Origin of the sequence: Tenacibaculum amylolyticum, assembly GCF_964511145.1 — a bacterium.
Classification (GTDB): domain Bacteria; phylum Bacteroidota; class Bacteroidia; order Flavobacteriales; family Flavobacteriaceae; genus Polaribacter; species Polaribacter amylolyticum.
Window position 1 is genome coordinate 65,081 of the sequence record NZ_CAZEFZ010000026.1, and the last position, 11,728, is coordinate 76,808.

General features: G+C 28.2%; 7 protein-coding genes. 4 read left to right on the forward strand and 3 right to left on the reverse strand.

Annotated features, from left to right (window positions below; all coding sequences use genetic code 11):
- Window positions 1–145 precede the first annotated feature (145 nt).
- Window positions 146–898 (forward strand): sensor histidine kinase, encoded by a 753-nt coding sequence (locus tag ACKTTC_RS08590; RefSeq protein WP_408039397.1) that lies wholly within the window; start codon window positions 146–148, stop codon window positions 896–898.
- The gene (locus tag ACKTTC_RS08595; RefSeq protein WP_408039398.1) at window positions 895–1,596 is read left to right on the forward strand and encodes a LytR/AlgR family response regulator transcription factor; all 702 of its coding nucleotides are present in this window, start codon (window positions 895–897) and stop codon (window positions 1,594–1,596) included. The genes ACKTTC_RS08590 and ACKTTC_RS08595 overlap by 4 nt, the downstream gene beginning before the upstream one ends.
- A gap of 97 nt (window positions 1,597–1,693) precedes the next feature.
- Here the strand turns inward: ACKTTC_RS08595 and ACKTTC_RS08600 are convergent, their stop codons facing one another.
- The 3 genes from ACKTTC_RS08600 to ACKTTC_RS08610 form a co-directional block, all read right to left on the reverse strand.
- A complete protein-coding gene (locus tag ACKTTC_RS08600; RefSeq protein ID WP_408039399.1) occupies window positions 1,694–5,149 on the reverse strand; it encodes an nSTAND3 domain-containing NTPase in 3,456 nt (1,151 codons plus the stop codon).
- A 334-nt stretch (window positions 5,150–5,483) separates the two neighbouring features.
- Window positions 5,484–6,083: a DUF6642 family protein gene (locus tag ACKTTC_RS08605; RefSeq protein WP_408039400.1), complete on the reverse strand. Its 600-nt coding sequence runs from the start codon at window positions 6,081–6,083 to the stop codon at window positions 5,484–5,486.
- 486 nt (window positions 6,084–6,569) lie between these two features.
- Window positions 6,570–8,423 carry a hypothetical protein gene (locus tag ACKTTC_RS08610; protein ID WP_408039401.1) on the reverse strand — a complete coding sequence of 618 codons (1,854 nt, stop codon included), beginning with the start codon at window positions 8,421–8,423 and terminating at the stop codon, window positions 6,570–6,572.
- Window positions 8,424–9,006: 583 nt separating this feature from the next.
- Here ACKTTC_RS08610 and ACKTTC_RS08615 point away from each other — a divergent pair.
- Both ACKTTC_RS08615 and ACKTTC_RS08620 read left to right on the forward strand, forming a co-directional pair.
- The gene (locus tag ACKTTC_RS08615) at window positions 9,007–9,363 is read left to right on the forward strand and encodes an NHLP leader peptide family RiPP precursor (RefSeq protein WP_408039402.1); all 357 of its coding nucleotides are present in this window, start codon (window positions 9,007–9,009) and stop codon (window positions 9,361–9,363) included.
- A 111-nt stretch (window positions 9,364–9,474) separates the two neighbouring features.
- Entirely contained in the window at window positions 9,475–11,724 is a 2,250-nt protein-coding gene (locus ACKTTC_RS08620; protein WP_408039403.1) for a TOMM precursor leader peptide-binding protein, read from the forward strand.
- Window positions 11,725–11,728 lie beyond the last annotated feature (4 nt).

The following is an 11,728-nucleotide window of genomic DNA, read 5'->3' on the forward strand; positions in this document are numbered from 1 at the left end:
TAGTATACAAACGCACTTTACCCCAGTTAAATGATAGTTTAAATCTGTGAATCTATCGTTTGTCAACTAATTTGCACGAGGCTGTTTATTTAAGTAATATTGGCTTATGAAGTTGAAAATATCAGATAGTAAAATGAAATTTATAATGCGGTTTTATAAAATAGCGCTTGTAATTATAGGTTTCATTCTCGTAATATTTAATGACACTTTCGGTAAAAAAGAAGGGTTTGTAGAATTTGTTGCTTTATACTTTATTCTTGTGTTTATTACAGTAGCTTATTGGATATTTAAACAAATCAAATCCATTATTAAATTAAAGAATGAAAAAACAAAAACAGAGTTACTGCATTTAAAAAGTCAGGTAAATCCGCATTTCTTCTTCAATACGCTTAATAACTTATATGGCTTAATGGAAAAAGATTCTAAAGAGAGGGACATGGTGCTCAAACTTTCTGATATGATGCGATACAGTATTTATGAAGGAGAAAAAGATTGGGTAAGCTTAGAAGATGAAATTAAATACATAAACAACTATATTGAACTTCAAGACATTCGTTACCATAAAAAGTCTGATGTACAATTTAATCATAAAGTTGAAAACCCACAGGCTAGAATTATGCCTTTACTATTTATCATTTTAGTAGAGAATGCTTTTAAACATGGTTTAGAAAACTTGGATAAAAACGCTTATATTCATATAAACTTAATTGAAAGTGAACATGAAGTAAGTTTTATGATTCAAAACAATTTTGAAGTACAAGAATCACTAAATACTATTGGAATTGGTTTGAAAAATTTAAAGCGAAGATTAGAATTAGTCTATCCGAAGAAGTATTCTCTCTTTTTTGATGTAACCGACAATATATATACTGTTAAATTGTCTTTAAAGTTAAAATGATGCGTTATTTAATTATTGATGATGAGCATATAGCTCACAAAATTATAATGGAATATTGTGATATGCTCCCTCATATGAAGCTAGAAAAAAACTGTTATAGCGCTTTAGAAGCTCTAGAATATCTAAATTCACATCAAGTTGATTTAATTTTTTTAGACATCAATATGCCAAAGCTTAAAGGATTTGATTTTTTAAAGACCTTATCTTCTCCTCCTAAAGTTATTGTAACTACGGCTTATAGTGAGTTTGCGCTAGAAGGCTATGAACTTAACGTACAAGATTATTTATTAAAACCATTTAGTTTTGAGCGCTTTTTAAAGGCTGTAAACAAAGTTACAGACACAGAAGGCATAAATACCAATAATTCAATTTCTGAGGGAAATGATACTTCATCAAAGCGTATATTTTTTCGTCAGAATAAATCTTACATACAAATAGAAGTGAACACTATTCTATTTATAGAAGCTGCAGGAAATTATACTAAAATCGTTTCTAAAGATGAAACAATTACATTAAGAGAAAAAATATCTGACATATTGAATTCATTACCTGTAAAAGACTTTCTACAAGTACACAAATCATTTGCCATTGCAACAAAATACATTAAAAGAATTGATGGAAATAGAATATTCATTGAAAATTATACTATACCAATTGGTAAACTATATAAAACCAATGTTAATAAGCTCTTGAGTTAGAGATATTGTAAGAATTATTGAATATGCTTCCCTCCTTATTATATTTCCTATTTAACATAGTATTTAAACAATAATTAAAACATAAGAACCTCTATTACTAAATCAATTCTTCAAAAAAGGTGTTTAATTCTTTTATTAAATTATAATTTGATTCTATTAATCCAGCTTTTTCTAATAGGCCTAATAAAATTGATTCATTGTAAGTTTCTTTATATAAATCAATATCGTAACATAAAATATTTTGAAAATGTTCATTTAAATACTCATCATTATGAAAAAATCGATGTTTATAAGCCCCAAAATTTGATTTTATGTAATTACTAATATCGTTATGCATAATTTTATTTATTTTCAAAAACTTGGGCTCTTTATATTCTTTATCATAAGAATTAGAATCAAAAAATAATTCAGGTAAATCAAATAAATCTTCTTTATCATAAAATCTAAATATATCAGATAAGGCTCCACTCCCACCACTTATTCCCAAACTTTCCATTTTATTTGTTTTAGTATCTATTCCAATGTTAAAAGTCTGTTCTGCATATTTTGTTATTGCTAAAAATAAACCCAAATTATTAGATATATTTTTAAATTTAAGATCTTCTTTAAAACTATTCCATTCAACCCTTACAAATTCATTTACAAATACATCTTGATTAATAGACAACCACATTTCCCAAAAACCCGAATCAGTATGATCATTGTAAAGATAAATTTCTTTGTATTCATCAGTTAAAAACTCCTTTCTTACATCAGCATTCATATCATTATTTATATACAAAAGTGCTAAGTAATCTCTAAGGTTATTATTTCCAAACCTATATCTTAAATTATATTCAATTAATATTGGATTTATTTTGTTTAATACATTAATAACTTCTTCTTCAGATTCAAACTTATCATTATCAAAAAAGTTTTCCTTTAAATAATTAATCGTAAAGTTTTCTTTAAAATCTATTAATGATTTAAATGCTAAAGATTTTAATTTAATAAATATACTATTGAATGTGAAATTATCTCCAAAAATTGATTCTAAAAATCTATTGAAGTAATCAACTTTACTCTCCTTTATTCTTTTTTCAAAATCAATTAAAGCATCTATTGGTTTCTTTTCATTTACTTGATTAAATAAGTTTTCAATCTCTTTTTCTTCTTTTTCTCTTTCTTTTAACTTTAGTTTTCTTTGCTTTTTCTCTTCTTTTGAAGTTTTTTTAACACTCCATTTCCAAGGACTATAATGTTTTCTTGGAAAACCTTCAAATGCCGCTAATTCCATTTTTTCTTTGAATTTTTTGGTCATACGCATACCAAACTTTTTGAAAATATCTTCGGAATATTCAATTATTTCTTGTATTCTATCTGATTCGTAACCGTCTTCAGCATCATGCCATTCTAAATCATCTATAATATGTTTTTTAATATCAGTTTTTATTGATTTTATTTCTTTTTCAAAATATTCTTTACACTCCTCATTATAAATCTCTTTTAAAATACCTAGCCCATAATAATCAATACTGTAAAAAATAGTAGATCTATACATTTTAACAATTTCTTCAGGAGAAGGGTCAGATATAAAACTTTTAATTACTCTAATTAAACTAGGGAAATTTTTCATGAATACATACTTCCTTTTATTTTCTTCCTTAAAATTATTAAAGATATTTTCAGCTTTATTTAAAATAAACTCTTTCAATTCTAAATTTTTATTAATATCAAAAAATATAGCTATGTCTATTAGTTTTGAAATTTTAATAGTCTCTAAGCAACTAAAAAATGTGAATCCACCGATAAATTCTTTTTCTTTAATGTTACTAAACTTTAATCTATCAAAATCTTTAATAATCTTATTTTCTAATATTTCAGCATTGTTATATTCAAGTAATATTTTTTCTCCACCAACATATCTTTCATCATTAATTTCTTCAATAGTTTCACCAAATCTATTAGCATATTTATTGTTTGGTTTGTACTTAAAATTGGTTGTAAAAACAAAAGTGAGTTGATTCCAAAATGTAGCTCCTTCAATCAGAAAAGAGATAACATCTTGTCTTTCCCGTAAATATTTTAATAAAAAATCATTTACAGAAGGATTTTGAAAGCTTACAAGTGTATTATTATAATCATCTTCATGTATATTTATAAATGTATCTAAAAGCTCTTTAAGAGACTCCTTAAAAGTGTTTGGCGTAATTTTAAGATTATCAAACTGTTTTTTATAAACTTTACTAACGTTATCAAAAGACAATTTCAATAGGTTTATTTCTAACGGTTCACATGAAATAAAAAGGTTTAATAATAGCAATTGAGAAGCAACAGATTGTTTATCAAAAAGTTTTTCCCAATAAGAAAACGGGTCATCTAAATAGTTTTTGAACCAATGATAAAAACTTCCTTGATGTCTATAAGTAAAATCATTCAGTTCAAACTTAAATGTAGCATCTTCAATTAATCTGGGGCTATAATTTGAATGTAAAATTATAGTATTGTAATACTTTTTATCCTTAAAAAATGTAATTTCTTCTAGGTCTATTTCAGAATAATACAAATGATTGAATAATATTTCAGCCTTTTCATATCTAGTATATTTAGAGACATCCACAATACATTTTTTCAAATCAAATATCTCGTTGTTTAATTGCTCTTTAAACTTTACTTGTCCTCTTCGGAAAATATACTCACGAGTTGTTAAAATCAATATTTTATTTTTTGACTTTTTAACCCAATCAATAAATTTATTTAGAGAATCTAAATCTCTACCGCCAACCATTTTATCATCAAATTGGAAACTACCCAAAAAATCATCAAAGAAAAAGACTTGTTTTTTATCTGTATAACGAGCCTCATAGGCCTGTGAAATATTATCAGTTACCATTACTAATTCATATTCTTTTTTCATATAAAAAAGAATTAGCATTCTACCTAAAGTAGTTTTACCACTTCCTGCTGTACCAGAAATAATTACATAATTTTCGTTGTTAACTACTGATAAAGCTTCATCAAAACTTAAGTTTTGCACATAAAATTTAGATACAGACTTAATTTTATCAAGTTCTTGAAGAACTAAGTTTTTCTGTCTTCTATTAATCGTTTCATCTAAAATATTTTGTAAAATATTAGAGCTAGAAATCCAAAGTTTAGTGTATCTCCTTTCTATTTCATTATACTTTTTTTGTTCTAATAATTCATTTAATTCATCTTTCCCTAAAATATCTTGTTTTGAGATAATATAACCATCGAAAATTTTAAAAACTTCATCTACTTGACTATTAGATAGACTTAATGTAGTCGTTATTATATATCTATCTGGTTTAAGTCGTTTAACTTTTTTTAATTCTTCATGTTTTAAACCACGAATAAAATCTTTATAATACTTTCGCTTTTTTGCTTGACCAACAATAAAAACTTTATCAGTTTTATATTTGAAATCTATCCCTTTATCTTTTCCAATTTTGGTTAATTCAAAAGCAACACCTTCTCTTTCTTGTATTATATCTCGAGAAAACCTTTCAAAATCTATCCAAGAAAAAACATCATAAAAATTATAATTTGGCATATTTAATATTATAAATCTATATAATTCAAATATAAAGTTTTAGAAGTATTATTTATATTTTAAACCATTCAATACACATTGCCACTTCACTCCTATTATCGTTTCTAGAAAACGCACGTAGTACTTTTAAAAATAGTTATACTGTTATCGAAAACACTGTTATGAAATTTAAAAATAGGTTTGGTTAATTTTTGGTACTTTTACAGGAGAATTAAAATTTAAGATTATGAAAAATAGATTTTGGAAAGGATTTGTATTTGGAATTGTAGCAGCTATAGTAATAGAAATAATAGTAGCAACATTCTTTAGCTAGAGTTTTTTGAGTAATCTTAGTTTAATAATACAACCTAAAATCAAGGAGTTTACAAAGTTTATAATGCTTTCGATGTAATTCTTCAACTACCTCAAACATATTGTCATCTTCATTGAATAAATTAAAGAATACTTTATCCAAATTTGAACTAGCGATTCCATTAAATTGGTTCCCATATCCAGAAATTGCTTTTGCACCCGTAATATCCAAAAAGTATTGAGCTTCATCTTCATCTAAATCCAACACTTTTGAATTGGCAAAATGCAATATCTTGTCATTTAATCGACCTTCAAAAATCTCAGCAATTTCCTGTAAATTATATAAATATCCATTTAAACATACACTGTTGGCTTCGCCAGTCATAACTAAGTATATAATCTCATAATTTTTAAAATTATGATCATCTAATACCAAAGCATTTAAACTTTCTTCTAAACCTTCTATAGTATCACAAGTTTTATAAATACTAGCAATACCGTAATCCATCGTCAGTTCTTCCAATTTTTGTTGTGTTGGAGTCACATTTTCCACCTCTATATCATGAACAGCTTCTAAGCAGAATATAAAATAATCTGTATTTATAAATTGTGTTTGGGGCAATTGGGGTCTTTTCTCTAACAAACTTCAGAATTTATGAAAAGACAAAAATAAGATAACTCTTTTATTTTTTACGATATTATAATAAAAGACATAGAAATTCTCAAGTAATTATAAGACACTATTTTTAAGTCTCTACAGTCTCATAATTAAGCACAATAGCACTCTCAACACTTACATTTCAAATCTTATTAAGAACAATCTATTACTCACCTTACACAATTAGAACCTCGTTAACAATAATTATGATCTTCTTCTTTACAATTATAATCTTGTTAACAACAATGGTATTCTCATAGCCAACAATCGTAATCTTGTTAACAATAATAGCTTTCTTATTTCATACATTTTAAATCTTAACTAAAAAGGTAATTATTTACTAAGTGTACATCACTACTCTCTTATCTTCTTCTCATTATATAATAGATTAGCTTAAAGAAAAAGAGACTTAAAAATAGACACTTTAGCTATTTTTAAGTCTCAATATTTTAACTAATGAGATTATTTAGATTAAAAATCTCTATAAATACGAGCTTGACCTTCAATTGTATTTGTATTTCCATTAATGTCTACATAATTACCTGCAAAGTCTACAGAAATGTATTGTCCTATTCCTCCTGGCCCTGTAGTAATTGATACTAAGTCAAAAGTCATTGGATTTGGAAGCGCCATAGTTGCACTTGGATTTATACCATTAACATGCCCTAACTTTTCTATACCTATGACACCAAATGGATATCCAACGCCAACTGCTAGTGTAGTTCCAAAAATATAAGTACCACTTGTAGTATTAGATGCACTAAGGTGAAAACTACTATTTCTTATGGCTCCAAAAGGTTGTATTAAATCGTATTCATAAGGTCCAGTTGTTGTATTTACTCGATATCGTATATACTCACTTGCAAGTCCACCACAAAGTACTAAATTTTGAGTATTAGCACCAGCATTTACAATGGTTGTCGTTGTTGCACTTTGTGCTGTTGTTAAATCTACTCCATCAATTGTAATATTTGAAGGTAATACACAATCAATACCAGTATAACTATACGTACCTGCTGTAACTGCAATTCCTGTTATATACTGTCCAGTAGCAGAGGAAAGTGTTATATATCCATTGGTAACAGCTGTATTAGAGCAATTAGTAACCGTTCCTGAAAGTGTAAAAGTTTGAAGTGGATTTAAAGTTACTGGAATGATAACATTTGTTGTACCAGCAAATGGTCCGAAAGAAGGATCTAGATATAGTACATTTCCACAATTGTCTAATACTTTAATTTCCATCGTTTGGTTTTGAGGAACTTTACCGCTTACCAATCCATTGGCGTTTGTGGTAGCAAACCTTGCAAACCCATTATATGTAATTTCTACTTTTAATCCTGCTAAAGGGTTAGATGTTGTAGCATCTACAACAGTAGCAGAGAAATTAACTACAGGAAAAGGTGCATCACAATTCCAAAAAGAAAAGTGTGATACTTCTGCAACATAATAATTTCCATCTTTTTGAGCTATAGTTTCTTCATACCAAACTCCTGCATATTCATTAAAAGACCACATAGGTACTTCGTTAGTAGCAGTTGCTATTTGATCTGGATGAATTGGCATGATTAATTTAGCAGGATTTTTAATTTGTAATTGCTCTCCAGAGTCTCCTCTTAATTCTACTTGAACCATACCATAAGATCCTAGAGCAACTTGTTCAAAGTTTTGTGTAATACCGTATAAATCTCCAGGCATAGTGTTTGCTATATCTGGATTAAGAGGATCTAAGTAATGAAGGCTTACAGCTACATTACCATTGTATGGGTTTCCAGATTCATCCATAAATCCTGAATCAAAATATATATAGCCTTTTCCTTTTTTAGATTTAAAACTTATTTTTCCCCCTTTTTCAGAGCTTATAACTCCTACTTCTTTGAATTTAAAAAGTTTAATAGTAAAGTTATTTTGGTTATTCTTCTCAAAATTAGGAACTAACACTCTAGAACCATCTAAATAATCTTCTGCGAAGGCTCTTATATGTGCAAAATATTGCTGTACTTCTACATCGGTAAAGAATACCATTCCGTTTTCATCAGTTTGTTTTGCCTGACCAGCTATAATTACTTTTGCTCCTTTTATCGGTTCATTATATTCATTTATAATTCTACCTAAAAAATTAGCTTTAGCACGTTTTCCGCCGTATTCTCTAACATATTCAGCTAGTTTTTGATCAATTTCGCTGGGCTTAGACTTTTTTTGTGATTTGTTTGCGTTTACAACATCTGCATTCTCATTGTTAACTACTTCTACTTCTTTTTCACAAGCAGTAAAAGCAAAAGCTATAACAAGCGCATAGAGTAATTGTTTTAAAAGTGTTTTTTTCATGGTTTAGAAAGTTTTAAGTTTCCCTACTCTTTTACTATTGGTTTTTCGGGGGGACACCAAGTTTTTGTAGGTATTATTTGTTAATAATCCTACCGAATTGGATGTTAAAGAAACTTTTAAATAGAAGAAAAAAATAATCATAGGCTCTTTTAATGGGATAAGTTTTGAAGTATAAGATTCCCTATTAAAATAGCGATTTAGAGGGTTTAGTATTTCTTTATGAAATAAAAGATACTGTAATTCCTTTTTACTTTACACCTCTATTTATTAGATTCATTAATTTGGTTGATTCGACTTTAAAAGTCTAGAAAACCAGTACATAAGTCAACAGGTTTTTTCTCCTTTTTATTTACAAAAATACGCTTCAAAAAACGCATATATAAAGCCACGCAAAAGCTCATAATCAGTTCTTATTAAAACAAAAGAAACATAAATAGCTGTATATCAATATTTCACTAATTATACCTTAATAACATACACTCGTGCTCATATAAAATGTCTTAAAGCAATTCTTAAAATAATGAGCGAGTTGTATCGATAACTTTGAGATAAATAATTAATTAATCATTAAAATTTAGAAACGATGAATCAAAATCAAGTCGTAGAAATCATCACGCAGGTAACTGCCAAAGCCCAAGCTGATGAAAACTTCAAAAAAGAGTATGTTGCTAATCCAAAAAAAATCTTAACAGATGCTGGATTATCTTTTCCTAAGGAAATAAACATTCATCTAATTGAAGGAACTCCTCAAAATTCTCAAATTCCTAATTCAACAAAAACAGATGTGTATTTATTACTTCCTACTGTTTCAGATGAAATTAAGGATGAGTCTTTAGCTTCAAAATCATCTGCAAGTTGTGAAAGTACTTCAAGTACTTGTTTTACAATTCCTTCTTGTGCTAGTTGTGCATCTAGTGCATCGAGTAATTCTTGTAGCTAGATTGTTTTATATGGATTTGTATTCAAGTAATACAAGTCCATATTCAATTAAGCATGAAAAAACACAACAAAGCCAAAATTTTTAAAGAACTATAACCTAATCGTTTCACTTATGAAAACTCCCAGATTTAAGCAGCATATTCATCCTACAATTATAGATACCGATAAGTTAATTTTAAGTTCAGAATTTGGACACCAGTTATTAACTAGTAAATCTTTAATTGAAGTTGTAAAACATTTAGATGGCAAATTAGAAGTATCTCAAATAATAGAAAAACTTGACGGTGTTGTAGATAAGAGTCAAGTGTACTATATTCTCTCCTCACTTGAAACTAAAAAGTACATTTCTGAAGCAGAAAACGTATTATCTAATTCTGAATCTTCTTTTTGGAGTTCATTTTCAGAAGAAGAATCTGCTGTTGCATTAAAAAAGAGTAATGCAAAAATTAAAATTTACAGTTTTGGTGATTATACTACAGAAGTATTTTCTAAGGAACTTAATCATATGGACTTTAATGTTGTAGAAGAAAATGAAAACTTTGCTGTACTTATAACAAACGATTATTTACAAAATGAACTTGCATTAAAAGCTAGAGCATTATGGAAAAAAGATATTCCTTTTATTATTTGTAAACCAAATGGTATTCAGGCATGGATTGGACCAATATTCAAAAAAGACGATACCGCATGCTTTGATTGCTTGCTGCAACGTTTGGTTGCTAATAGAGATGTAGATGTATATTTAAAAGAAAATGGGTATATCTCCTCTCCTATCATTAGTAATAGTAGTACAAATGCTACTATAAAAATGGTTTATCAATTAACTATAATGGAAATTTCTAAGTTCTTACTAGTTACTGATAAACAAAAAATTAAAAACGATCTCATCACCTTTGATTTTTCTACTACTGAAACAATACATCATACTATTGTTAAAAGACCTCAATGTAAAACATGCGGAGAAGAAAAATATTTACATAATGACAGACTACCAGAAAAGATAAAAATACAATCTAGAATTAAGAAATTCACAGATGGAGGTCATAGATCAATCACTGCTACAGAAACATACAACAATTATAAACACTTAATTAGCCCAATTTCTGGTATTGTAAATAAACTTGAACGAATTACCAGTAGTAACGATGAATTACAACATGTTTACATCTCTGGACAAAATATGGCTTTAAAAACGGCCAACTTCTTTTCACTTAAAAAAAACTTAAGAAGCAATAGTTGTGGTAAAGGAAGTACAGAAATTCAAGCAAAAGTAAGTGCTATAGGTGAAGCAATCGAAAGATACTCAGGTGTATTTAGAAATGAAGAACCAAGAATAAAATCGACATACAATAAACTAGAAGGCAAAGCAATACATCCTAATTCTTGTATGCTTTTTAGTGAATCGCAATATAAAAATAGGGATGCTATTAATGCTGAAGGTAGTTTTTTTAACGTAATCCCAAACAAATTAGATGAGGATGCAGAGATAGACTGGAGTCCTGTATGGTCTTTAACCAGAAAAGACTACGTATATATACCTACAGCATATTGTTACTACAGTCATCCAGAAAATGCTAAAAGTGATTTTTATAATGCTCCAGATTCTAATGGTTGTGCTGCTGGAAACACAATAGAAGAAGCTATTCTTCAAGGATTCTTAGAACTTATAGAAAGAGATAGCGTTTGTCTTTGGTGGTATAATAGACTAAACATGCCTAAATTAGATATAGAGAGTTTTAATGATACCTATGCTAATAATTTAGTAGCATATCATACATCAAGAAATAGAGATTTATGGGTACTAGACTTAACTGCAGATACTGGTATTCCCGCATTTATAGCAATATCTGCTAGAAATGATAGAACTGAATTTCAAGATATAGTCTTTGCTCCTGCTGCTCATTTAAATCCAGAAATAGCATTGCGAAGAGCTTTAACTGAATTGAATCAAATGATGCCATCTATGGATGATTCGTTGCCGCTTGGAGAATACAATTATGACGATCCTGAGACAGTACATTGGTGGAGAACTTGTAACTTAATTAATCAACCTTATTTACTACCAAACACAACGAAACCTGCAACGAAACTTAGTGATTTTAAGCTACCTATTTTCAACGATTTAAAAGATGATTTAATCTATTGTAAATCAAAAATAGAAGCTTTAGGCTTAGAACTTCATGTATTAGATCAAACACGCCCAGATATAGGTTTAAATGTCGTAAAAGTATTTGTACCTGGACTTAGACATTTTTGGAAGCGAAATAAAGAAGGAAGATTATACGACGTTCCTGTAAAAATGGGATGGTTAGAAAAGCCTTTAGAAGAGAAAGATTTAAACCCTATTTCTATGTTTATCTAAACTC

Coding starts and splice junctions, on each gene's coding strand:
- ACKTTC_RS08595 (WP_408039398.1), top strand. CDS start 895: ATGATGCGTTATTTAATTATTGATGATGAGCATATAGCTCACAAAATT.
- ACKTTC_RS08600 (WP_408039399.1), bottom strand. CDS start 5,149: ATGCCAAATTATAATTTTTATGATGTTTTTTCTTGGATAGATTTTGAA.
- ACKTTC_RS08620 (WP_408039403.1), top strand. CDS start 9,475: ATGAAAACTCCCAGATTTAAGCAGCATATTCATCCTACAATTATAGAT.
- ACKTTC_RS08590 (WP_408039397.1), top strand. CDS start 146: ATGCGGTTTTATAAAATAGCGCTTGTAATTATAGGTTTCATTCTCGTA.
- ACKTTC_RS08615 (WP_408039402.1), top strand. CDS start 9,007: ATGAATCAAAATCAAGTCGTAGAAATCATCACGCAGGTAACTGCCAAA.
- ACKTTC_RS08610 (WP_408039401.1), bottom strand. CDS start 8,423: ATGAAAAAAACACTTTTAAAACAATTACTCTATGCGCTTGTTATAGCT.